The sequence below is a fragment of the Treponema pectinovorum genome (assembly GCF_900497595.1).
Taxonomy (GTDB): Bacteria; Spirochaetota; Spirochaetia; order Treponematales; family Treponemataceae; genus Treponema_D; species Treponema_D pectinovorum.
This window is the reverse complement of the sequence record NZ_UFQO01000005.1, coordinates 1-24,003: the sequence shown is the minus strand read 5'-3', so window position 1 is coordinate 24,003 and position 24,003 is coordinate 1. Positions and strand designations below refer to the sequence as shown.

The 24,003-nt window shown below is 38.2% G+C and carries 17 protein-coding genes; 3 read left to right on the top strand and 14 right to left on the bottom strand.

Features of this window, described 5'->3' with window-relative positions:
- Window positions 1–114: 114 nt before the first annotated feature.
- The 10 genes from FXX65_RS08035 to ilvB form a co-directional block, all read right to left on the bottom strand.
- On the bottom strand, window positions 115–1,068 hold the full coding sequence (locus FXX65_RS08035) for an ABC transporter ATP-binding protein (RefSeq protein WP_147615847.1): 954 nt from the start codon (window positions 1,066–1,068) through the stop codon (window positions 115–117).
- Entirely contained in the window at window positions 1,069–3,240 is a 2,172-nt protein-coding gene (locus FXX65_RS08030; protein WP_147615846.1) for a dipeptide/oligopeptide/nickel ABC transporter permease/ATP-binding protein, read from the bottom strand.
- Window positions 3,241–3,255: 15 nt separating this feature from the next.
- Window positions 3,256–4,245, bottom strand: a complete 990-nt coding sequence (locus tag FXX65_RS08025) for an ABC transporter permease (protein WP_147615845.1) — start codon at window positions 4,243–4,245, stop codon at window positions 3,256–3,258.
- A 115-nt stretch (window positions 4,246–4,360) separates the two neighbouring features.
- A complete protein-coding gene (locus FXX65_RS08020) occupies window positions 4,361–5,116 on the bottom strand; it encodes a lysophospholipid acyltransferase family protein (RefSeq protein ID WP_147615844.1) in 756 nt (251 codons plus the stop codon).
- Between the two features lie 77 nt (window positions 5,117–5,193).
- On the bottom strand, window positions 5,194–7,050 hold the full coding sequence (locus tag FXX65_RS08015; RefSeq protein WP_147615843.1) for an ABC transporter substrate-binding protein: 1,857 nt from the start codon (window positions 7,048–7,050) through the stop codon (window positions 5,194–5,196).
- Between the two features lie 24 nt (window positions 7,051–7,074).
- Complete coding sequence (locus FXX65_RS08010; RefSeq protein ID WP_147615842.1) at window positions 7,075–7,827, bottom strand: amino acid ABC transporter ATP-binding protein; 753 nt, start codon at window positions 7,825–7,827, stop codon at window positions 7,075–7,077.
- A 113-nt stretch (window positions 7,828–7,940) separates the two neighbouring features.
- Entirely contained in the window at window positions 7,941–8,576 is a 636-nt protein-coding gene (locus tag FXX65_RS08005; RefSeq protein WP_147615841.1) for an amino acid ABC transporter permease, read from the bottom strand.
- Window positions 8,577–8,639: 63 nt separating this feature from the next.
- On the bottom strand, window positions 8,640–9,443 hold the full coding sequence (locus FXX65_RS08000; RefSeq protein ID WP_147615840.1) for an amino acid ABC transporter substrate-binding protein: 804 nt from the start codon (window positions 9,441–9,443) through the stop codon (window positions 8,640–8,642).
- A gap of 48 nt (window positions 9,444–9,491) precedes the next feature.
- The gene (argH, locus tag FXX65_RS07995) at window positions 9,492–10,919 is read right to left on the bottom strand and encodes an argininosuccinate lyase (protein ID WP_147615839.1); all 1,428 of its coding nucleotides are present in this window, start codon (window positions 10,917–10,919) and stop codon (window positions 9,492–9,494) included.
- 45 nt (window positions 10,920–10,964) lie between these two features.
- Window positions 10,965–12,686, bottom strand: coding sequence for a biosynthetic-type acetolactate synthase large subunit (gene ilvB, locus FXX65_RS07990; protein ID WP_147615926.1), 1,722 nt, complete (start codon window positions 12,684–12,686; stop codon window positions 10,965–10,967).
- Window positions 12,687–12,917: 231 nt separating this feature from the next.
- Between ilvB and FXX65_RS07985 the strand changes: the two genes are divergently transcribed.
- Window positions 12,918–14,294, top strand: a complete 1,377-nt coding sequence (locus FXX65_RS07985; RefSeq protein ID WP_147615838.1) for an ATP-grasp domain-containing protein — start codon at window positions 12,918–12,920, stop codon at window positions 14,292–14,294.
- Window positions 14,295–14,437: 143 nt separating this feature from the next.
- On the opposite strand, the gene FXX65_RS09645 is transcribed toward FXX65_RS07985, so the two are convergent.
- Window positions 14,438–14,614: a hypothetical protein gene (locus FXX65_RS09645; protein WP_187115331.1), complete on the bottom strand. Its 177-nt coding sequence runs from the start codon at window positions 14,612–14,614 to the stop codon at window positions 14,438–14,440.
- A gap of 387 nt (window positions 14,615–15,001) precedes the next feature.
- On the opposite strand from FXX65_RS09645, the gene FXX65_RS07980 reads away from it, so the two are divergent.
- Together FXX65_RS07980 and FXX65_RS07975 are read left to right on the top strand one after the other, a co-directional pair.
- Entirely contained in the window at window positions 15,002–16,699 is a 1,698-nt protein-coding gene (locus tag FXX65_RS07980; RefSeq protein WP_147614042.1) for a SulP family inorganic anion transporter, read from the top strand.
- Window positions 16,700–16,716: 17 nt separating this feature from the next.
- Complete coding sequence (locus tag FXX65_RS07975) at window positions 16,717–18,120, top strand: ankyrin repeat domain-containing protein (RefSeq protein ID WP_147615837.1); 1,404 nt, start codon at window positions 16,717–16,719, stop codon at window positions 18,118–18,120.
- 23 nt (window positions 18,121–18,143) lie between these two features.
- Here FXX65_RS07975 and FXX65_RS07970 read toward each other — a convergent pair whose 3' ends face one another.
- The 3 genes from FXX65_RS07970 to FXX65_RS07960 all read right to left on the bottom strand — a co-directional run bounded on the left by FXX65_RS07970 (window position 18,144) and on the right by FXX65_RS07960 (window position 23,783).
- Window positions 18,144–19,292: a glycosyltransferase family 2 protein gene (locus FXX65_RS07970; protein ID WP_147615836.1), complete on the bottom strand. Its 1,149-nt coding sequence runs from the start codon at window positions 19,290–19,292 to the stop codon at window positions 18,144–18,146.
- Between the two features lie 354 nt (window positions 19,293–19,646).
- Window positions 19,647–20,417, bottom strand: a complete 771-nt coding sequence (locus tag FXX65_RS07965) for an exodeoxyribonuclease III (protein ID WP_147615835.1) — start codon at window positions 20,415–20,417, stop codon at window positions 19,647–19,649.
- 45 nt (window positions 20,418–20,462) lie between these two features.
- The gene (locus FXX65_RS07960; RefSeq protein WP_147615834.1) at window positions 20,463–23,783 is read right to left on the bottom strand and encodes an autotransporter outer membrane beta-barrel domain-containing protein; all 3,321 of its coding nucleotides are present in this window, start codon (window positions 23,781–23,783) and stop codon (window positions 20,463–20,465) included.
- Window positions 23,784–24,003 lie beyond the last annotated feature (220 nt).

The following is a 24,003-nucleotide window of genomic DNA, read 5'->3' as shown; positions in this document are numbered from 1 at the left end:
AATTTTTGCAGAAAAATACGAAAAAGGGAAAAAAGGCTCATAAACGAAAAAGTACATCTGAAACTTTAGGCAAACCTAATACTACAGCATTTTGTCATTTTATTTCGGCTGGTTTTAAACTTCAAAACATCGCAACCTGTGGATTTTTTGTTTATCTAAACTAGAAAGTTCTTTCCATGGCGGGCACTCTTCAAAGCAGTGTTTTTTTGCTTTTGTGCAGCGGTGAGCAAAGGGGCAGCCTTTTAAATCTGTAAGTGAGGATTTTATTTCTCCTGCATTTTCGCTTGCTGTTCCAAGTGCACCTTCAAATAGAAGTTTTGAATACGGATGCACGGCTGTTTTATAAAAATCAGCAGCGTCCGCTTCTTCGAGCAAAAAGCCTCGGTACATTACTCCTATCCTATCGCAAAAATAGCAGCTTACGCGTAAATCGTGTGCTATAAAAAGATAAGAAAGACTTCGAGTTTTTTTTATATCCTTTAATAAATTTAATATCTGCCCTTGTATGCTCACATCCAAGGCAGAAACAACTTCATCGCAAAGCAATAATTCAGGATTTCCCAATAATCCTCGTGCTATTGATATTCTTTGCCTTTGCCCTCCTGAAAATTGTGAAGGCCGTTTATCTAAATCGCTTTTATCTAAGCCAACTTCTTCGATTATCTTCTGTGCTTTGCATAAGAGTTCTTCTTTTGAGTCAACTTTTTTATTGCTTTTTGCAAAATATAAGCCATCTGTCAAAATTGAATAAACTGTAAGCCTAGGATTTAAAGAGCGTGCAGGGTCTTGAAACACATATCTTATTGTTCCATCATTTTTTGAGTTAAAGCAGATGCTTCCATCGTCGCCTTTGTACATTCCTGCCAAAATTTTTGCCAAAGTTGATTTTCCAGAGCCAGACTCGCCAACTATTCCGTAAGTCTCGCCGCGCCGTATATAAAAACTTACATCGTTTAAAGCATGAACAAATCTATCTTTGCGTGCGAAAAATCCTGAATCGAGGGAAAACTTTTTTGAAAGATTTTCTACTTCCAAAATGTTGTCGTAAAAATTTGAATCGTCTTTCATTTATATACCCACCAACATCTTGTAACACAAATCGCTTGCTTTGCATTCTTGTTTTGCAAAAGCGCAGCGCTCAAAAAATGGGCAACCGTCTTGTTCTTTTGAACTGTCGTAAACTTTTCCAGGAATTGAAATCAAATTTTGTTTTGTATAATGAATTCCAAACTCTGGGATTGAAGCAATAAGTGCTTTTGTATAAGGATGCTTTGGCGATGATAAAAGTTTTTGCGTTTCGCCTTTTTCCATTATTTTTCCGCCATACATTACAACGACTGTGTCGCAGAATTGAGCGATTAACTTTATGTTGTGGCTTATAAAGATTATTGAAAGTCTGCGAGTTTTATTCAGGCGACGCAAGAGATTTACAATCTGTGCCTGAACCGTAACATCCAAAGCGGTTGTTGGCTCGTCCGCAATCAAAAGCGAGCAATCCTGTGCAAGCGATAAAGCGATGCTTATCCTCTGTAGCTGACCGCCAGAAAACTGATGCGGGAAATTTTTTAAGCGATTTTGAGCATCCGTTATTCCAACTTCTTCGAGTAAGGCACAAGCTTTTTTTTGTGCTTGTTCTTTTGTAATTTTTTTATCTGAATTTAAAAAGGTTTCGTAAAAGCACGAAAAGATATTTTGCAAAGGGTCAAACGCTCTGCCACTTTCCTGAAAAATCATGCCAATTTTTTTGCCTCGAAAATCTCTTTTTTGAAGAGAAGATAATTTTTGCAAATCGATAAAATTTTGTCCGTCGTTAAACAAAATGCTTCCTGTAACTTCTGCATTATTTGGAAGAAGTCCTGTTATTGCTGTTGTAGAAACTGATTTTCCAGAACCGGATTCTCCTACAATACCTAAAATTTCTCCACGCCTTACATCAAACGAAACATTTCTTACCGCATAGACTAATTTTTTGTCATTTAAATTTTTTGATAAAAAGCTAACTTTTAGATTGCGCACAGAAAGTATATTGTCCTTATTTAACGATAATGCGGAGCGTTGCGAGGCCGCAGAGACATTTTTTTGTGCCTCGCATAAAGGGGTGGCAGAAGATGCGGATGCAGCTGGCGCCAGGGGAGCGTTCTCCCCTCCTTTATCTTTATTTCGAATTTTTCGAGTTTTTTTCTTAAAAATTATGTTGTAAGGATCAAAATAGTCCCTAAGGCAGTCGCCAAAAAAATTGAATGCCAGAGTTACCAAAAGTAAAAGCACGACGGGAATCAAAAGCCACGGAAAGTTTTTTAAATTTGAAAGCGTCGAAATTTCTCGATTTATCATTGAACCCCAGCTTACCGCCGGGTCTGCAATTCCCAATCCTAAATATGAAAGTGTTGTTTCGCTCATTATAAAACCCGGAATCGAAAGCGTTGTGCTTACTATTAAAAGGCTTGAAATTTGAGGAATTATGTAGCGAAATATTATCAATAGCGAAGGAATTTTTTCCAGGCGTGCATTTTGAACAAAATCTTCGCGTTTTAATGAATGCACTATGCCGCGCAAAGTTCTCGCACTGCCTGGCCAGCCGACAAGGCTTAAAATCAAAGTGATTATCATATAACTTTGACCGCTGTCCAGTTTTGTGTTTAAAAGTGAACGCAAAAACAAGATGAGATAGAGGCTTGGAATCAGCATAAAAAACTCTGAAAAGCGCATTATAAACCAGTCGGTAAATGAGCCAAAAAATCCTGCAAGCCCTCCAAACAAAATTGCAAGAAAAAGGCTTATGGCACTTGCGACAAAACCTATCGTAAGGGAAATTCTGCTGCCGTAAAGCAAGCGGCTAAAGGTGTCGCGTCCAAGGTTGTCCGCTCCTAACAAAAAAACAGGATAAATCTCGCCAGTTTGCTCGTCAGCCTTTGTTCCAAAAAGATGGGTTTTGCATGGAATAAAACCAAAAAGTTTATATTTTTCGCCTTCCACAAAAAAACTTATCTTGTGTTTTAAGCCTTTTACCTTTGCATACTGCCACACAGAAGGATTTAATACCCTAAATTCTCTTGCAACCAGCCCCTTTGAAGAAATTTCCACATTTGCAGGATGAAAGGTTGCTTTTTCAAACGAGGTTACCGCTGTGTAAGGAGCTATAAAGGGTGCAAATATCATTAAAAGGTACAATATTGCAATGAATATTACAGAAATTAAAGCAAGCGTACGAGATTTTATGTAGCGAAAGATTTTTTTCATTGCAGTGTACCTTTTTTATTCTCTTCCGTAGCGGATTCTTGGATCTACAACAGCAAGCAAAATATCGCTTATGAGCATTCCGATTAAAACCAAAGCCGAAATAAACATGCTGTTTGCTAAAACCAAATTGACATCCTGCTGCATAACAGCTTCGTACATCAATCTGCCAATTCCAGGATAAGAAAAGATTATCTCTAAAACCAGAGAACCGGAAAAAAGCCCTGCAAGAAGGTTCGCACTGCCTGTTATGTACGGATTTAAGGTATTTCTAAAAGCGTGCGATAAAAATATTTTGCGTTCGCTTATGCCTCTTGCCCTCAACGCCATTATGTACGGTAAGCCAAGCTGGTCGAGCATTGTCGAACGGATTGTGCGCAAAGTTCCGCCAACGCCTCCTAAAAACGAAGCCAATAGCGGAAGAAAAACGTGATATCCATAACTAAAAACAAATTTTAAAGGTGCCTGCTCTATTGGAAAATCTGGATATGCTTTTACAGGAAAAAGCCCCGTAAAAGAAGCAAAAACTTGAAAAAGAATTAAAAGTAAAATTCCTGGAAATGCGTGAAAAAACAAGGCGAAGAATGTAACTGCAATATCCAGTTTTTCTCCTGCCTTGCTCGAAAAATAAACGCCAAGCAAAAACGAAAAAACTGTGATAAAAACTAATGAAATCAAATTTAAGATTAAAGAATTTATCAGCCGGCTCTTTATTAAAAAAGCAACTGGTGCACGACTTATAAGGCTTACTCCTAAATCGTGCTCAATAAAAACTCTTTTTAACCATCTAAAATATTGAACTGTAAAAGGTTTATCCAAATCCAGTTCCGCCCTAACCTTTGCAAGTTGCTCGTCGCTAAATGCTTTTGAATCTGTGGACGACAAAGATTTTGCAGAAGATGAAGCTGTCAAAAGTTGTTCGCTCATCATCTTATCGACAATATCGCCAGGGGCTAGTGCCATAAGGGCAAACATCGCCCAGCCAAGCATAAAAAGCAGAATCAGCATTGTAAAAACTCTACTAGCAATAAAAGACAAAAGAGGAAACTTTGATTTTAGAAAAAAAGTTGGCTTAAAAAAAATTTTGAAAAAATCGCGCAAATTTTATTTTCCGTTAGATTCGCTATTTTTCTGAATGTGCAAGGCGGTATTCATCTTCGTAAGGTTTTAACTGAGCACAGATTATGTTTTCTATTTTTTCTGGAAGCAAACTCTGTTCATCCCGACTCAATCCCGCTGTTTCTATTGGGTCATGAATCGTGATTGTTATAGTGTTGCCCTTTGAAACGGTCTTTTTTTCTTCAAAAACCTTGTACGAGCCTTCTATTGTTAAAGGAACGATTGGAGATTGCGACAAGAATGCAAGTTTAAAACTTCCAGCTTTGAACTCTCTGTGCAAGCCACCTCTTGAGCGAGTTCCTTCCGGGAATATTACCTGAGAATACCCTCGCTTTACATTATCTGCCGCATCGTGAATCGCTTTTACAGACGCGCGTGCGTTTTTTCTGTCCATCAAAGTACAGTGCAAAAAGCGCATCCAATCGCCAATAAGAGGAATTGAACCTATTTCTTTTTTAGATACAAAAGAGATAAACTTTGGAACATAACCGTAGATTGCTGGTATATCCATATATCCCTGATGGTTTGCGATAAAAACAACAGCACGGTCTTGCGGCAATTTTTCAAGACCGTTTACAACTACAGTTGTTCCTGTAACCTTTGCGATATACTGCGCCCAGAGAGGAACAACTTTTAGAACTAGGCTATCCAATTCTTGCACCTTTCCCTGTTTTTCAAGTTTTAACCCCTTGCGCCTTAGAGAATTTTTTCCGAGCATCCAGAAAAAAATCTTTACTATTGTTATAAAAATCTTAAACATAAAACAATTATACTCCCTTTGTGTTTTTTTGTGAAAATTCACTTGTGCAAAAACAAATGAATTGAAAAATCTCATCTTTAATTTTGTCTTAAAAAGACATGGCTCGTCTGTGCGCCTCCCATATTGTCGTAATAGACATTTGTTAAATCCCAACGATTATTTATAGCATAAAAACTGCGCGAGCGGACCAGATATATCAATGGGCATTGCTCTAAGATAATGCTTTGATATTCATCCCAAAGAGGTTTTGCTTTTCTTTCGTCTACGATGCACGACGCTTCGTTGTATAAAAAATCAATGCGCCTTTCCCAATCCGTTGCCGGCGTTTTTTGCAATGGATACCAAACATGCAAATTTCCTGAACTAACCCAAACATTGCTGCCTTGAGTTGGAAAAATTAAACCGCCACCAAAACCTATTATAAGGCTCTGCCAGTCGTAAGAAGAAGTCAACTGCTCTACAAGTTTTTGAAAATCCGTCTGCCTTATGTTTACTGTTATGCCGATTTTTTTACACTCATCTGCGATTATCAACGCTATGTCGCTTAGAATTTGATTGTCCGAACTGATTGTAAGGTCAAATTCAACTTTAATTCCAGATTCGTCGTACAAAAATCCATCGCTTTTTTGATAAAATCCTGCACTTTCTAGCAAGCGCTTTGCCTGCTCCTGATTATAGCGATAGCGAAGTATTATATCCGCGTTAAAAAACTTATTTGGTTCCGGGAAAAAAGTATATTTGCTTTCTGCAAGTCCACGATAAGTTTGATTTATTATCCTTTCGCGATTTAAAATACAACTCATCGCCTGACGAAATTGTTTTTTTGTAAACCATTCATAATATGAAGATGATTTATTTTTTGGATTTTGATTAAAAGTCCAAAAACTTGCGCCCAGACTTCCTGCTGCGGCAAAGACAGAATAGCCTTTTTCTTCATAATTACTGGATTTTCTAACCAATTCTTCTAATTGTTCTGGAGTTGGTGAATAATCTTCCAGTTTTTCCTGCTTAAAAAGCAGATAGGAAGTGTTATTGTCGCCTATTATATGGCAAACCATAGTTTCCGGATAAACTATGCTGTTATTTTTTTCATCGCGCTCCCAAAAATCAGGATTTTTTTGATACACAAGTCTCTGGCCAGGCGTATACTCGGTTAAAAAATATCTTCCACAACTCGGCAGCGTTTTTAAATCTGTTGCAACAGAAAACAAAGCTTTTACCGCTTTTACACCGCCTTCCTGTTTTGCTTTTTTATATATAAAAGCAGGCCCAAAACTCATATTTGTTGCAAGCAGAGGTTCTGCTACGATGCGTGGAAAGTGAAAAGAAAAGCGTCTTTCATCGATTTTTTCTATTGTGATTTCGCCAGTTGTGCCGTCTCTCATTTCCATAAAGCGAGAGTTATAAGCCGATGAAGCACATTCTTCGTCTCCATAAATTTCATCGTACCAAAATATTACGTCATCGCTTGTCAACTTTACGCGAGGTTTTAAATCGTTAAAAAAAGTCCAGTAAATATCATCGCGGAGAGTGTAAATTAAATCGAGTTTGTCGTTTTTTTCATCTATTTTTATTTCAAACGAAGCAAGGCGGGGAATCCACTGTTTTTTTATGTAATCGTAATCGACAAGGCTATCTACAGTGTAGCTTAAAATTCCAGAAGTTGAACCGTCGCGTTCTGCTATTAAGAGATTAAAACTTTTTGGGTCGGCCGTAATTGCGTCATTCCAAACTCCGCCAGAATGCCCTGTAACAAAAGGCTCGCCTTTGTACGCTTTATTGATGGTTTTTGATATTATGTTGTCGGATAAGGACGCTTTGTAGGATTCTATTTCTTCTAAGGTCATCTCCAAGTGGCGTTTACAGGAAGTTATAAAAAAAATAAACAACGCTCCTGCTAAAACTAAAATTGATTGACCAACCATTTTTTTCATAAAAAAGATTGTAGCATATTTTGCTTATTTTTCGTTAAAGCGGCGTAAAAAGTCTTTCATCCTTGCTGTTTGTGGGGAATTTATTAAAGAACGAGGATTGCCTTGTTCTACTATAAGGCCTTCATCCATAAATATTAGGCTATCGCTTGTGTCGCGGGCAAATGACATTTCGTGCGTAACTACTATCATTGTCATCTTTTCTTTTGCAAGCCGTCTTATTACTTCTAAAATTTCGCCAGTGAGTTCTGGATCTAAGGCGCTGGTTGGCTCATCAAACAACAAAACTTTGGGTTTTAAAGCGAGTGCGCGCGCTATTGAAACTCTCTGCTGTTGACCACCGGAAAGGTTACATGGACAAAAATCTTCTTTCCCTTCCAAACCCATACGAGAAATTAAAGCAACTGCGTTTTGCTCTGCCTGTTTTTTGGGAATTTTTAAGACAGTAACTTGAGGGTCTACTATATTTTTTAAAACCGTATAATGAGGAAACAGATTAAAATTCTGAAAGACAAAGCCAAGATCTAAAAGTATCTGTCTTTGCGTTTTTTTATCTGCATAAAGACCGTCTTTAACTAAGTCTCTGCCTGCTATGGTGATTGTTCCAGAATCGATTTTTTCCAACTGGTCTATACAGCGGAGCATTGTGGATTTTCCAGAACCTGAAGGTCCTATTATTCCTAAAACTTGTCCTTCTTCCACATCAAAAGAAATTCCTTTTAAAACTTCCACTCCGTCGGAAAAAGATTTTTTTATATTTTTTACACTTATTATGCTCATTGTATCCTTTTTTGCGCTAGGGGCTGTAGTGGCGGCTTTGCCGGTGCAAAGCACCGAAGCGTTAGCGTAGCCACGAAAGACCCGCCCGAGCGCCCTTATAAAAATTCAAAAATCTATTTGTAATAGTCGAGTTTTTTTTCTATATAGATAAAAAAAACTGTAACTGCCCAGTTCATGACAAAATAAAAAATTCCTGCGATAAAAATTGGCGTCGTACTAAAAAGTCTGCTCGAATGTGTTTGTGCCGTTCGCAAAAGTTCTACGACGCCAATCACGCTAACCAAAGCGGTGTCTTTTACAAGGGTTATGACTTCGTTACCCATGGATGGAGTTATTGTCTTTACGACCTGTGGCAAAATTATCTTAAAAAAAGTCTGCGATTTTGAATAGCCTAAAACCTTGGCTGCCTCGTACTGCCCTTTTGAAATTGCAAGCAAGCCTCCGCGATATATTTCTGCAAAATAGCAGGCGTAGTTTACAGAGATTGCAATTATTGCAGCGGTAAAGCGATTCCACGAAAAATTGAAAAGATAAAACGGTGCAAAATATACGACTATTAGCTGGAGCATTAAAGGGGTGCCACGCACAATCAGCAAAAATGCATTGGTCGTGTAAGAAACGATTTTTAAAGGCGACATCCTTAAAAAAGTTATTGGCAAAGCGAGCGGAATTGAAAATATAAGTGTTAAAAAGAAAACTTCAAGCGAAACTATTGAGGCCTGAAGCATTGTTATTATAAGTTGTGTCATAGTTTTTATCCGCAAATCTGCTGTTTTTAAAGCAAAACTTGCGGAATGTTTTGTGGCTAAAAATTATTTGGCAATCACTGTTATATCAGAGCCAAACCATTTTGTAGAAATTTTTTCTACTGTTTTGTCGTTTGCCATTTCTTCCAGGATTGACTGAACTTTTTGAGTAAGCTTTTCATCACCTTTTCTAAAAGCGATTCCGTATTCTTCTGGCAAAAGACCTTCTTTTAATACTTCAAAAGGCTTTGAAAATGTTGAAATAGCATAGTTTGCAACAACCAAATCCATTACAACCGCGTCAACTCCGCCGATTTCCAAATCGTTTAATGCTGTGATATTGTCTTTAAATTCTACTATAGATTTTATCGATTTTCTAAACTCGACAGAATCTTCAACTGCATCTGCGGCAGAGGAGCCTGCTTGCAAACCGATTGTCTTTTGTGCAAGGTCTTTTAAGTTTTTGATGTTGGAATTCTTTTTTACAACAACAACCTGTGCATTTTTTAAATAAGGCTTTGTAAAAGAAAGTGCTTTTTTTCTGGCGTCTGTTATAGTAAGACCGTTCCAGATGCAGTCTATGTTTCCTGTTGCAAGTTCCTGCTCTTTTGCATCCCAGTTTATTGGCTGAGCGCGGAATTTTACTCCAAGGCGAGAAGCAACTTCTTTTCCTAAATCGATATCAAAGCCGATAATTTCATTTGAATCCGATCTAAAGCCCAAAGGAGGAAAAGAGTCATCGAGTCCCAATACGAATTCTCCTCTTGCAAGCAAATCCTGAAGCGAATTATCCCCTGCGCTTTTTTTTGAACAGCCTACTATAAATAAAACTGCAAGACTTGCACAAAGCAAACAAACGATTTTTTTCATAAAAATCTCCATATTCTTGATAATTAAAGTTTGCAAAGCAAACCATTTTTAGCATTTACCTTCACAGAACTCAAGCAATTTTTTACACTGCTTTTCTGTCTGAATAGGGCTTGGCCCACCTGTTGTTTCTCTTGCGCTCATACACGCATGGCTTGTAATCTTTTTAAATAAATCTTCTTCAAAAAGTGGACTTATAGATTTTAATTCTGGCAAAGAAAGTTCTTCTATGGCACTGCGTTTTGTGTCTAAAGCAAGCCGAACGCATTGAGCCGCAACTGAGTGTGCATTTCTAAAAGGCATTCCCTTTGTAACAAGATAATCTGCAACATCTGTAGCGTTTGCGAATCCACCTTCACAGCTTAAAGCCATTTTTTGAGTATTCCACTTTGCAGTAGAAACCATCTCCTGAAAAACCGTAAGGTTTGCTTTTACGCAATCCAAGGCTTCAAAAAGTGGTGCTTTATCTTCTTGCATGTCGCGGTTGTAGCTTAAAGGAAGACCTTTCATCATTGTTAAAAGATTAAAAAGCGAACCGTAAACGCGCCCAGTTCTTCCTCTTATGAGTTCTGCAAAGTCTGGATTTTTTTTCTGCGGCATGATAGAAGAGCCAGTCGACCATTTTTCGCTGAGTTCTACAAAACCAAATTCTGTTGTTGACCAATATACGATTTCCTCGCACATGCGGCTCAAGTGCATTTGCAAGATTGAAAAATCGCTCGTAAATTCTATGCAATAATCCCTGTCAGAAACGCTGTCCAAAGAATTTTCTGTAACGCCTTCAAAGCCCAAATCTTTTGCAACGCTTTTTCTGTCTAAATTTAAACCAGAACCTGCAAGTGCACCGCTTCCCAATGGAGAAGTTGAAATTCTTTTTAGACTGTCAGAAAGCCTTTGCCAGTCGCGAACAAGCATCCAAGCCCACGCGCAAAGGTGATGGCACAGCGTAACTGGCTGTGCATGCTGCATGTGAGTGTATCCTGTTAAAAGAGTTTCCTTGTGCTGAATGGCGATATTTGTGAGTGTTTTTATTACAGATGCAATCTTTTTTTGCAAATCTGGAATTGCTCGCCTAAGATAAAGGCGCTCGTCCAAAGCAATCTGGTCGTTGCGGCTGCGGCCTGTGTGCAACTTTCTTCCGCTTTCGCCAATTCTATCTGTTAAAGTTGCTTCTATAAACGAATGGATATCTTCTGCCGAATAATCTATTAAAAGTTTGCCAGATTTTAAGTCGCTTTCTATAGAAGAAAGCCCCTGCTGAATTTCTTCGTTTTCTTTTGGAGAAATTATCTTTTGATTGCAAAGCATCTTTGCATGCGCTTTTGAGCCTTGTATATCGTCAAAAGCCATGCGTTCGTCGACATAAATTGAAGTTTCAAATTCTACAGCAGCGGCATCTGGCCCTTCTGCAAAGCGTCCGTGCCAAAGTGCTGCGTGATTGTCGTGTGTTATTGCTCCGTGAGCTTCGTTTTTAGACATGATTGTGCATTATAGCGATTTTTTATATTCTGCTCAAACGAAAAATCAGTTTTCCCAAGCCATCATCTGCTCGTCGATTGGTTTACCAGGAATCGCCATCGGCAAAATCATTTCATCCTTATCAACCATAGTATCCACGATGTAAGGCTTTTTTTGAGCAAACGCTTTTTGAAAAACATCTTCAAATTCTGCATTTGAACTTGCCTTTACATAACCAACACCGTACGCATCTGCGAGTTTTTTCCAGTCAGGACCAAAATCTAAATCCGTATGGCTGTAGCGTTTTTCGTAAAAAAGTTTTTGCCAAACGCGAACATTTCCCAAAGTCGAGTTATCAACAAGGACAATTACAATAGGAAGATTGTAACGTGCTATTGTGCAAAGCTCATTGCAGTTCATTCTAAAAGAGCCATCGCCAGCGATATGCACAACCCTCGCATTAGGATTTGCAATTTGAACACCCATCGCAGCGCCTGTTCCAAAACCCATCGTTCCCAACCCACCAGAAGTTATAAAAGTGCGCGCTTTTGCAAAAGGATAAAATTGAGCCGTCCACATCTGATGCTGACCGACTTCTGTCGTTATAAAAGTGTCATCGCCAACATATTTATGCACAGTCTCCAGCATAAACTTTGGATTTACAAAATTCTGTTTTACAACACTATAAGTATTTGGAATTTCACCCTTCCATTGTTCAATCTTTTTAAGCCAAGATGAATGCTCTTTTTTTTCTACAAGAGGCAAAAGTCTTTTTAAAATTGATTTTAAATCCCCAACCAATTGACCGCCAGTAGGAATATTTTTATTTATCTCAGCTGGGTCAATATCGATATGAAAAATTGTCGAATGTTCAGCAAATTTTTCTGGCTTACCAATAACTCTGTCAGAAAAACGCGCACCCAAAGCCAAAACCAAATCGCTTTCTGTAACTGCCATATTGCTCGCACGAGTTCCATGCATACCGACCATCCAAGTGCAAAGCGGATGCGTAGCAGGAAATACATCGCGTCCCATCAGGCTTTCTGCAACAGGAATGCAAGCTTTTTGTGCAAGTTCCAGCAATTCGCTTTCTGCACCAGATATTTTTATTCCGCCACCAGCGTATATTATTGGACGCTCACATCGATTTATCAAATCAGCAGCTTTTTGAATTTCTTCATCAGAAGGAACATTTACGCTCATAACCCTTTTAAAATTGACATTGTGCAAAACTAAATCTTTTGCCCCATCGTCGCCTTTATGTAGAGGAGTAAATTCGCACTCTTGTGCTGTTATATCTTTTGGAATATCGACAAGGACAGGTCCCGGACGACCAGACTTTGCAATCAAAAAAGCCTGTCTTATAGTGCTTGCAAGGTCTTCAATCCGCTTTACCATAAAATTATGCTTCGTTATTGGGAGCGTTACTCCAGTTATGTCTATCTCCTGAAATGTATCCTTACCAAGTAAAAAAGTCCCAACGTTGCAAGTTATAGCAACGATAGGCGAAGAATCCATATAAGCGGTTGCAATTCCTGTTACAAGATTTGTAGCTCCAGGACCAGAAGTCGCCATACAAACGCCAACTTTTCCTGTTGAGCGAGCATAACCGTCAGCAGCGTGCGAAGCTCCTTGTTCATGAGCGGTTAAAATGTGTCGAATGCGGTTAGAGTTTTTGTATAGAGCATCGTAAATGTTGAGTATGTTTCCTCCAGGATAACCAAAAACAGTATCAACTCCCTGTTCAACCAAACATTCAATTACAATTTGAGAACCGTTTATTTTCAATTTATACCCCATTTTGCTGCGGCTAAAAGTCCGACTGTATTTTTGCCTCATAGTTTAGTGATTTTAAGAACCTTACACAACACAACATCAATTTTGGATTAAACTGTAAAGTCATCTTTGCCCTACATCGCCTTTTGTTTTGCAAAATCCCATAGCGTATTGCTCCTTGAAAAAATTGATTTACAAGAAAGCTCTTGCAATATCATTGGGAATTTTTAGAATAATTAAGCGATGCGCATTTTGTTTTATTCAACTTCGTCTTCGGTTTATGACGAAAATTTAGTTTCAAAAACCTTTCCTACTTATGCACAAGAATTTGAAGATTTGGCGAAAAAATATGCAGAATACGATTTTATAATAGCAACCCAATTGCCAGGAATGTTTCTGCTCGATCTATCGCATGATGAATTAGCATTTAAAGCAAAAAGCGTTCAATACGAAATAATAAAAGAAGACAAAGAAGAAGAAATTGCAGATTTTTTAGAAACTCTAAAACCAGACCTTGCAATCGCCGTAACTTTTTACACAGTTCCATTTGACTGGCTCACCGCAAAAGACGCACTAGTTGCAGAATATTTAGAGAAAAAAGGCATAAAAACAATATGCCACAATCTTCAAACTGCACTCGACTGTTTTGACAAATGGAAAACCCACAATCTTTTGCAAAGACTCAATATAAAAACTCCAAAAGCCGTCTACATTCACCATGAACTTTTTATAAACGCGGCAAACAGAACTTTTGTAAAAAGCAATGTCTATAAATCCGCAGTTTTGCACGAGATAGAAGAACTAAATTTTCCAGTCATAATAAAAGACACAACAGGATTTAGCAGTTACGGAACCGATGTTCTTGAAAATTTTGAACAAGTAAAAAATTTCCTAAAATCAAAAAAGTTTACTTCTGACAAAATCGTAGAAGAATTCATAAAAGGCGCGCATTTAGGAACACAGATAATAGGAAAACCCAAAGGCAGAAAAATCGTATACGAAATAGAACCGCCATTTTTGTTCAGCGTAAATAAATATGGAATAACTTCGCCAAAGCAGAGCGAAAAGGCAGGCCCTGTAAATTCAAAACGATACAAAATACATAAGCTCAACAAAATTCTAAAACATCTTTCGCGTGCTTGCCGTTTTAAAGGAATTGCACAAGTCGATTTAATTTTTGACGGAAAAGATTGGTTTGTAATCGAAATAAACCCTCGCCTTTCTGGAATGACAACGACTTACGCTCACATGCAAGGAAAAACCGTTTGTGAAACATTTTTAGATAGCGCACAGTTCTTATTAAAGCAAAGCGACGGCGCAAAAAAAACTCGCACAAAAAGGCAAAAATCAAAATACTATTTTACGCTCAACATAAAACTTTCGCTTGCAGATGAATACGAAAGCAAAGAATTTTTAAAAAAATCCTATATAAAAAAAGTATACGAAATAAAAAATTTAGCAGCACAACAGCTTAGAGAACGAGGCTATTGCGAACTCATACTCACAGCAAAAACGAAAGATGAACTTTTGGAAAACCTTGAAGATTTGAACAACACCTACGCACAAAAGATGGAAAAAATTTTTTACGAAAACGCAAAAGAATTGATAAAAAAATTGTGAGCGAAATGTTCAAACAAATAAAACGCAAAAGTCTGCAAAATTAAAATCCACCGATATCGCTTTTCGCCATTTGCAAAATTAAAATCCGCCGACTTTCAAAAATCCGCCGATTTTCAAAAATCTTCAAAGATCCGCAAAAATCGCTAATTCTGCTCTGCTTCCAACCGCTTTGCTTCTTTTAACCATTCCTCTTTGGTCATAAAATACGCCTTGATTTTTCCGTTTGTATCTTCAATATTCGTAACGCTGTAAACATCGTAATTTTCAATGAGCCACTGGTTATAAGAAGTCCAAGACTCAAAATCTTTAGATTCCGTCATAAAAAAAATATAGCACAATAAAAAAACAATTTCAGCGCTTTGCAATATTATGTTTTCGCCTTAAAAAAAATTAAATGATATAAGAAGCACAAAACTTTACTCGACCAGCTGTGCGCGGTTTCGCTCTCGCTACATTGCTCCGTTCGCACAGGAGTGCTCACTGTGCAACTTGCCTTCGGCAAGCCGCTACCATCTGGGCTAAGATTTATTTTTAATAAAACGAATTGTTCGCTCGCTGTATAAAAAATCGCAAGTCCCAAAATCGCACAAAGGCCAGACATCGCACAAAATCCAAAAATCGCAAATGGCAGATTTTTCGATAATTGAATATCGCACGGAAAAACGACATAATTCAAAAAAATCCACTATCAATTTTTGAGGAAAATAATGTACAAACCTGAACTTTTAGCGAGCATAAAAGGATACAATTCAAAGAAATTCTTTCAGGATTTTACCGCTGGCATCATAGTCGCAATAGTTGCACTTCCGCTTTCCATAGCCTTTGCAATCGCTTCTGGCTGTTCTCCAGAAACAGGTCTTTATACAGCAATCATAGCAGGATACTGCATTTCTGCCTTTGGCGGAACAAAAGTTCAAATTGGAGGTCCTACAGGCGCGTTCACAGTAATCATATACGCAATAGTAAACAATCCAAATTTGGGATTTGCAGGTCTTGCAACGGCAACTGTTTTAGCAGGAATAATGCTCATACTTTTGGGAGCATTTAAACTTGGAGGTCTTGTAAAGTTCATTCCGTATACGATTGTTGTAGGTTTTACAGCAGGAATTGCAGTTACAATCGCAACAGGTCAGATTGGCGACTTTTTTGGCCTTACACCGCAATTTCCAATAGTAGCATTTGGAAGCGTTTACGAAAAAATGCCAGGAACTTTTGTCGGCAAAATCCTAATCTACGCAAACTCTCTTTCTTCAATAAATATTTATTCGTTTTTAATGGCACTTGTAAGTTTAATTCTTCTTTTTGTGCTTCCAAAATTTACAAAGAAAATTCCAGCAAGCCTTATAGTAATCGCGCTTGCAACTTTGGCAAATCTGTTTATAGACCATTTTTTCAACTTAAAAACAACTCTAATAGGCGACTTATACAAAATTCCAGATTCGCTTCCAAAGCCTATGCTTCCAGACTTTAGCATAAACACAATAAAGACGGTTTTTCCTTCTGCAATTTCAATCGCTCTTCTTGCTGCAATAGAGTCGCTTCTATCTGCCGTTGTTGCCGACGGAATGACAGGCTCAAAGCACGACTCGAACAACGAACTCATAGGGCAGGGAATTGCAAACATCTTTAGTCCGATTTTTGGAGGCTTACCAGCAACAGGAGCAATAGCACGCACAGCAACAAATATAAACAACGGAGGAAAAACTCCCATCGCTGGAATTGTGCATGCGCTCACCTTGCTTTTTATAATGATTTTCTTTGGAAAATACGTTCAATACATACCTCTTGCATCTTTGGCGGCAATTCTGATTCAAGTAGCGTGGAATATGGCAGGCTTACGTGCAATTCGCTCTCTCTTAAAAGGGCAAAAATCCGATACAGCGGTTTTACTCGTAACATTTTTAATAACCGTTTTTATCGACTTAACTTATGCAATAGGAATAGGCCTTGTATTTGCAGCGTTCCTATTCATAAAAAAGATGATAGATTTATCGACAGTAAGTTTAGGTTCTCCTTCTTTGGCAGAAGGTCTAAATGGAGAAGGCAGCACACAAGAACTAACGCTCCCAAAACAAGTTTTAGTTTACGAGATTGACGGTCCGCTTTTTTTTGGCACAGTTAGAAAATTTGAATATGCAACAGAAGTCGCAGATGCAGATATAAAAGTCATCATATTCAGAATGAAAAACACTTTATATTTGGATGCAGGTGGAATAATCGCATTAGAGCAGGTTAAAAACGCCTGCGACAGAAAAGACATAACGATAATACTTTCAGGGCTTCACAAACAGCCGTATTTGCTTTGCAAAAAGATGGGAATCGTAGAGATAATCGGTCGGGAAAACATCTTTGCAAATATCGATTCAGCATTAAAACGTGCAGAAGAGATTTTAACATCAAAATAATTTTACAAGGATAAAAAATGGCAGAAAAGCAGACAAAAAATCAAAATATAGAAGACAGCTTTGAATACAAACTTGCAAAAGAGCAGACAATAAACTACATCTGGCAGTCGGTCATGGGCGACTTTGTATATAAGACAAAGGATATGGCAGCATTTTACGAGCAGGTAAAAGACATAGCTCCAAACCGTTCAGATTTTTTTATAAACTGGTTCAAAGGCTTTGTTTCAGTTGCAAACTGGGATTTGCAAGTAGCTGCAGAATTCTATAAAAACGCATTTTTGCACATACAACAGGCAGAAGAATTCACAGGCAGATTTATTCAGCAGGCATTCACTTTTTTTATGTATGTTAATCAAAAAGATTTTGCACTGGAAATCTGGAACTACGGAGTTTCAAAAAAGATGGTTGGAACTCTAGACGAATTATTTTTCAAAAATTTTAATCCAAAAGAGCAATTCTGGACTCAATTTGCACCAATCGCTTTTGTAGATGAAAAATCAACTCAAGAAAAAGTTATAGTGGACTACAAAAAAGAAAAAAAGGACAAGCTATTAAAAGCACTGGAAGATTGCGATTTAAAAGTCTTTATGCAGGAAGAAAACAAAGTCGATATAAACACTTACAAATTTTCTGGAGTTTCGCCGTTATATTATGCAATTCAATTCAAGGCAACACTAAAAAACGGTAGCGATGCATACGCGAAATCGATGGCAGAATTTAGAACAAATCAACTCGTATCAACCTTCGACTTTTCAAAAGCTAAAAAGCAGCAGATAGAAGAAGCCATTTTAACGGTGCGTCACAATATGAAAAAAACTTATGTCGAGTCAAACCTCGCTAAAATCATGTTTTATGCCTATTACTGCAAGGACAGCCAGATAGAACAAAAAACAAAACAATTAGACGAAATTATCTCGTTCATAATCGAAAAAACGCAAGATGTAGACAAATTTGAGATGAATGCAGGCTCTTCGATGACAAACACCGCCTTGTACCTTGCAGCAGAATTAGACGACTTTGAAGTTTCAAAAAAATTGCTGCAAAAAGGAGCAGATACGAAAAAGTCGAGGGGAAAAGCAGATTTTTCTTTTACGACAAAGCAAGGAAAAATCCTAACGACAAGCCTTCCAAACAATTTTATATATCGCCTCATAACATTTCAAAGCTGGAACACGCTAAAAATGTTCTTAACAGATTTTAAAAATCAGGCAGAACCGCAAATGACTGCAAAAACACAAAAGAGCGATATTACGCCCCTGGTCTATCTCATACTTACGCAAGTCTACAACGCCCCAAACGAAACTGAATACGAAAAAAACAAAAAAACTGTGGATTCGCTTTTACCGCTGATGCTGGACTGCGGAGCAAAACTGGAGCAAAAAACTCTCTTTGGAACAGCAAAGTCTTTATTAGGGCTTTAGTTTTTCGCGTTGATTTTTGATTTTTAACTTTCTGCCTTTTCTACGAGGCAAACAAGTTCCTCTCCCCACCACTCGCCCATCATAGAGCGTGCTTCTGCCTGCAATTCTGGAATAACCGCACCGTGAAGCTGTTTCAGATTATTAGAAACATAATAAAGGCAAAGCCTTCGCAATTCTTTTTTTTCATTTTCGGTTAAGACAATCGCATTTTCATCTGAATCTTTTACACCAATCGCGCTGTACAAAATCGTAAAAACCGACGAAACAGAAATAACCCTCTGCCACTCGCCCAAATCGCAGACCTTTTTTTTAGAAGTTATGCCACCAGAAATATCATAAAAATAGACAAAGTCCGAAATGCCCAGATATTTTTGAGCAAAATGCGAAGCATAAAAATAAATAAGCACATCCTCCGCCATAACGCAAAAAACAGATGGAATCTGCTCAAAAGCATTTAGCAAAACCTCTCGCCTAAAAAGCTTGCCCCACAAAAATCCTGAATGCGTTTTGTTTACAAAATAACTTTCAAAAATCTCGTGTCCTTCCAGAACTCCAGGATGAACGTTGTAAATTTTTTTTCGCCGCTCATTTATAAAGTCTTGATTGGGCGTTCGCTGCAAAACTTCGTTTTGCACCGTCGCTATGTTTCGGGTTCCGCTAGACGCTCCAGCCTCCTCGCTCGCAAAGCTCTCTGCGGTGGCCGGCTTTGCCGCCCTGCACAGCGCTAACGCACCCTCGTTATAAATTTCAGCCCTACCATGAACAATATCCGCACCGCTTTCCATTGCGGCTTTGTATAAAATCTCTAAAGCATCGTGGGGCAAAACATCATCGCTATCGGCAAAAAAAATGTAAGATGCTTTAGCATTTAAAACGCAAGAACGCCTCGCTTCTACAAGCCCAAAATTTTTAGAATGAACAACCAAAGAAAAACTTATATTTTTGTTAAGAGACTTGGCCTTTTTAGAAAACTCTTTTACGATTTTTTTACAGAAACTTTCATTTTGGGCAAAGCCAAATCGCTTTTGAGTTTTACAAGGGCTTCCGTCGTCGACAATAACAACTTCAAAATTTTCAAAAGTCTGCAATAGTAAACTTTCCAAAAGGCGAGGCAAAGTTTTTTCGCTATTAAAAACAGGAATACAAACGCTTACAAGAGGATTTTTTTTCATAAAATTATTTTAGCACAAAAAGCAAAAGCCCCGACAAACTTTTAATGTTGAATTGCTTCTGAGCGCACATCCGTGTGCGCAAGCGATTGGTTCAAATAAAAACGTCCGTGCTTTTATTTGACTGACAGTTTTTTGCAAAACTGTCGCGTTGTTTCTAAGCGCACCTCCATGTGCGCAAGCGATTGGAAGGGTGAGCGCAAGCGAAAACAAACGCAGTGCGTAGAACTGCGTTTGGTCGTAGGCGTAAGCCGTAGCCCTGCAAAGCGCGGTCTGTCGTTAGACAGATGCGCCCAAAATAAAAAAAAATTTCTCTTTTTGCAAATCCGCCTTATGTACAAAACAAAAATCTGCTTTTTAAATATCTTCTTCGAGCAGAAGCTCAACAGGACAATGGTCAGAACCCAAAATTTCCGTGTGAATCTTTGCGTCTTTCATTTTGGATTTTAGATTTTCGCTAACCAAAAAATAGTCTATACGCCATCCTGCATTATTTTCCCTCGCACTAAAACGATACGACCACCAACTGTAAATATCTTTTTGTTCAGGATAAAAAAAACGGAAGCTGTCTACAAAACCGCTCTGCAAAAGTTCTGTCATTTTGGCACGCTCTTCATCTGTAAAGCCCGCATTTCGCCTGTTTGAAGAAGGATTTTTTAAGTCAATTTCTTCGTGTGCAACATTCAAATCGCCACAGACAACAACGCCTTTTTTCGATGCAAGTTTTAAAAGATAGTTTTTAAAATCTGTTTCCCACTGCATTCTATAGTCTAAGCGACGCAATTCATTTTGCGAGTTTGGAGTATAAACTGTAACAAGATAAAAATTTTTGTATTCAAGCGTTATAACTCTGCCTTCCAAATCGTGCTCTGCAATATCAATTCCATAAAAAACGCTCAAAGGTTTATGCTTGGCAAAAATCGCCGTTCCAGAATAACCTTTTTTCTGCGCATAATTCCAAAACTGCTCGTAACCAGCAGGAAGTTGCATTTCGATTTGCCCAGACTGCAACTTTGTTTCTTGCAGACAGAAAAAATCAGCATCCAATAATGAAAACGCCTCGTAAAAATTTTTTCCAACAACAGCACGCAAGCCGTTTACATTCCAAGATATAAATTTTAAATTCATAAGCCGATTATACAAAATCTTTTATATTTTTACAGCGTTGTTTTATCAATATTTTCGTTGTAACTTTCCGTAGGAATCTATTTCCCATTTTTTAACAGGATTTTCATCTGTTACAGTAAATCTTGTATAATTCCATTTTCCGCCATAATTAACATCAATATCACCAGACAAAACACCTAGATTTGCAATATAAAATGCAGGTGTAATTTGTGCAACAATAATTTCTGTACTTTGCAAAACTCCATCAATATTTACAGTCTTTAATTCAGTACTGCTAATTTTATCCAAGTATATATCATTATCCGTGTTGATATTTCCATCCACTTTTATAGTAAACTGGTTTCCGTTATGATATATTCCACTTCCTTTCCCACTGCCTACACATTTATTCTGAATTATTCCGCCGCCAGACAATGTCGTATTTGAAGAAAAATCAAGATAAATTCCTCCACCGTTACCCCTTGAAGCATTGAACACTATATATCCGCTATTAATGTATAAGGCATTTGAATTGCATATTCCCCCACCTAAACTTGCATAGTTGTAGTAGACTCCACCATCGCCTGTAAACTCTGCTTCTTCGTCTGGCTCTCCTGTGCTGGTTGCAGAAGAATAGCCCAGATACAGTTTTCCATTGTTATATATTCCTCCACCACTTGTACTTGAATAGTTTGAGTGGTTGTTAGTAGCTGCAGTCTCCGCCGCATTTTTGTCGCCAATTACCGCAGAACCGTACATGAACATTTTGCCGAAGTTATACACACCGCCACCGTTGTTATTTGAAGCATTATCCTTTATAGTTCCGTATGCCATTCTAAATGTGCCATCAGAAGAAACATATACTCCTCCGCCACCTCCAGCGTTGCTCGTCGCCTTATTATTTTGTATTATTCCGCCATTCATAGAAAAGTCGATGTTGCCTGTAGAAAGATACACGCCACCTCCACTTTCTGCCTCATTGTTTTTTACAATTCCTCCAGACATCTTAAACACACTATTAGAAGAAGAAACAAGAACTCCGCCACCATATTTTGCACCATTTTTTCCTATTCTTCCGTCACGCATATAAAAGTTAGCAACATTGCATATTCCGCCACCACCGCTACTATTACCAACTCCCTGGGCGTAGTTATAGTAAATACCGCCATCGTTTGAAAAATCTGCTTCATCGTCTGGCTCTCCTGCACTGTTTGCAGAAGAATAACCTAAATACAGTTTTCCATTGTTGTATATTCCGCCGCCTTTTTGCGCATAGTTTGAGCAGGCGCTTACGGTTGCAACGACCGTAGCATCCTTGTTGCCAATTACCGCAGAACCGTACATGAACATTTTTCCACCAAATAATGCAACACCACCACCATAACCTGTTGCACTAGATACACTAACAGTAGCAGAATTACCTTTTATCGTTCCGCCAGAAAAATTGAAAGTTCCAGCAACCTGAACGCCACCACCTTTCGTATCAGCATTATTACTTGTTTTGTTGCCTTCTATAGAGCCTCCGGTCATGTTGAAAGTGCCATCTGTATCATCAACATTAACCCCACCACCATTTCCTGTAATTTCATTTTTAGAAATTACGCCACCGCTCATATTAAAGACTCCTGTTCTGTCAATGTGAACACCGCCACCATGCTTTGCCTTGTTCCCACAGATTTTTGCATTGTCCTTTAATTCTAAAGTTCCTAAATCTACATAGATTGTTGCGCCATCATTACCATCCCCTGTTGCAAGGTTTCCTCGTAGTATAGTTCCTCCACTTTCGCTATAACCATTCTCATTTCCTACAACAACATTGTCTTTTATTGTAACTTTAGAACCCACAAAAATGAATATTGCGCTTCCATTGACTGCTTTGCACCTGTCGATTTTGGAATTTCCTTTTATATTTAAAAAACTCTCCCTTAACCCAGAATTACGCCTTATCCATATCGCTCCACCATTGCCGTCTGCCACGCAGTCAGTTATCGTAACATTTTCTAGCAAGCACTCAGTATCGGAATCAGTAATTATATATATCGCTCCACCATATTGAGCCTTGCAGTTTGTAATTGAAGAATCCTTCATAGTTAGTTTGGCTAAAGGACCTACATAAACACCGCCACCAGAAGAAGTCGTTGCGGAATAGCAATTTTCTATTTTGCAATCTGTAAGATTTGCCTCTCCAGAAATTGAAAGACATGTTTTATTAGATTCAGTAAGTATAACTTTAGAGCCGTCAAAAGTGATGCGCTTCATTGTTAAAGATTTATCGAGCATTAAATTAAGCATGGTGTTTCTATTATTATCAGTTTTTCTGCTTATCGTCGCCTTTTCAGTCAAGCCTTGTATAGCAATGTTAGAATCGACAGTAATTTCAGCCGACTCCGAAGTTTTTCCATCCACATAAATCGTATAAGGGCCTTCTCCCTTGCATTGAGAAGCGGCCTTTGCAACCGTGGCATAAGGCTTTGCGATTGAACCGTCGCCTGTGCTGTCGTTTCCTTCAACTGCTTGAATAGATGAATTCGAAAGATACCAGTAGCCAGAAGCTGAATCGGAAGGGTCGACCTTTGTTCCACGCACATAAAATTGCATTCTTTCTTGTGGAGTTATGGAAAGAGTTTGCGTTGTATTTCCGTCTGGCAAGTACCAAAGGTTTGTCTGGAATCCTGGCCAAACTGTAATTTCCTGCAAAACCACAGCAGCAGAAATGCCAGCTTTTTTTAGAATTATTCCAAGAGTATAAACCCCAGGAGAGCAATCAGCTTTTGTAATTTCTCCAGTATAATCATTTACATACACAGTCGGAAGAGTGGTAGTTATAACAGTTCCCGAAAGAGTTTTTCCAGAAATGATTTTTGTATTTGTCGTATCTAGCGAATAATCACTTGGCAAATTATAAGAAAGAAAAATGCTGCCATTTACATTGGACAAAGTATTAGGTTTTAAGGAAATTGTTATAGAAGCCGACTTACCATTCCACAAAAAAGTTTCGCCCGTAATTCCAGAAGCAATTTCATCAGAGCCTTTATAAATTGAAATTTTTGCCTTGTAAGTTCCACTAGCCGTAGCCGAAAAAGGAAAATAAAAAGAATTCCCATCCTTTTTGCCAGCAATCTCGCCGATGCTAGAAATAGGATTTCCGCCTGAATCCAGTATTTTCAATTTTGCAGATTTTCCACTCATAAAGGAGTCGTTTTCAATGTTAGGAAAAGCTGCCCTTTCGCTTGAAAAAATGTCCGTAGAAGCAGGCATTGAAGAAAAACTTACATAAATCCCCTTTTCGCCATTCAATTCGTCAGTCTTAGAGTTGTTAAAAAAATTCGAGCATCCAAAACTAAAAAGAGCCAAGCAAATCAACCCAAAAAAACGCAATTTACACATAAAACCCTACCTAAAAAATAAAAAAGTAAACCTATTATATTCTAACACAAAACGCAGGGATTGTAATTTTAGTCAAAAATACAACAGAAAAAAGCAGAATAGAAAAATTAAAAAAGATTAAAATCAGGGCACATCTTGAGCCAATTCGCGTTGCTCACAGGCACAAGAGCGCGCTTTGCAGGGTTACGCTTGCGCTCCAGCCTCCTCGCACGCAAGCCGT

Excerpts from the sequence above, each read along its gene's own strand:
- FXX65_RS08035 (WP_147615847.1), bottom strand. The coding sequence starts at position 1,068 with ATGAAAGACGATTCAAATTTTTACGACAACATTTTGGAAGTAGAAAAT.
- FXX65_RS08030 (WP_147615846.1), bottom strand. The coding sequence starts at position 3,240 with ATGAAAAAAATCTTTCGCTACATAAAATCTCGTACGCTTGCTTTAATT.
- FXX65_RS08025 (WP_147615845.1), bottom strand. The coding sequence starts at position 4,245 with ATGCTGATTCTGCTTTTTATGCTTGGCTGGGCGATGTTTGCCCTTATG.
- FXX65_RS08020 (WP_147615844.1), bottom strand. The coding sequence starts at position 5,116 with ATGTTTAAGATTTTTATAACAATAGTAAAGATTTTTTTCTGGATGCTC.
- FXX65_RS08015 (WP_147615843.1), bottom strand. The coding sequence starts at position 7,050 with ATGAAAAAAATGGTTGGTCAATCAATTTTAGTTTTAGCAGGAGCGTTG.
- FXX65_RS08010 (WP_147615842.1), bottom strand. The coding sequence starts at position 7,827 with ATGAGCATAATAAGTGTAAAAAATATAAAAAAATCTTTTTCCGACGGA.
- FXX65_RS08005 (WP_147615841.1), bottom strand. The coding sequence starts at position 8,576 with ATGACACAACTTATAATAACAATGCTTCAGGCCTCAATAGTTTCGCTT.
- FXX65_RS08000 (WP_147615840.1), bottom strand. The coding sequence starts at position 9,443 with ATGAAAAAAATCGTTTGTTTGCTTTGTGCAAGTCTTGCAGTTTTATTT.
- argH (WP_147615839.1), bottom strand. The coding sequence starts at position 10,919 with ATGTCTAAAAACGAAGCTCACGGAGCAATAACACACGACAATCACGCA.
- FXX65_RS07985 (WP_147615838.1), top strand. The coding sequence starts at position 12,918 with ATGCGCATTTTGTTTTATTCAACTTCGTCTTCGGTTTATGACGAAAAT.
- FXX65_RS09645 (WP_187115331.1), bottom strand. The coding sequence starts at position 14,614 with ATGACGGAATCTAAAGATTTTGAGTCTTGGACTTCTTATAACCAGTGG.
- FXX65_RS07980 (WP_147614042.1), top strand. The coding sequence starts at position 15,002 with ATGTACAAACCTGAACTTTTAGCGAGCATAAAAGGATACAATTCAAAG.
- FXX65_RS07975 (WP_147615837.1), top strand. The coding sequence starts at position 16,717 with ATGGCAGAAAAGCAGACAAAAAATCAAAATATAGAAGACAGCTTTGAA.
- FXX65_RS07970 (WP_147615836.1), bottom strand. The coding sequence starts at position 19,292 with ATGAAAAAAAATCCTCTTGTAAGCGTTTGTATTCCTGTTTTTAATAGC.
- FXX65_RS07965 (WP_147615835.1), bottom strand. The coding sequence starts at position 20,417 with ATGAATTTAAAATTTATATCTTGGAATGTAAACGGCTTGCGTGCTGTT.
- FXX65_RS07960 (WP_147615834.1), bottom strand. The coding sequence starts at position 23,783 with ATGTGTAAATTGCGTTTTTTTGGGTTGATTTGCTTGGCTCTTTTTAGT.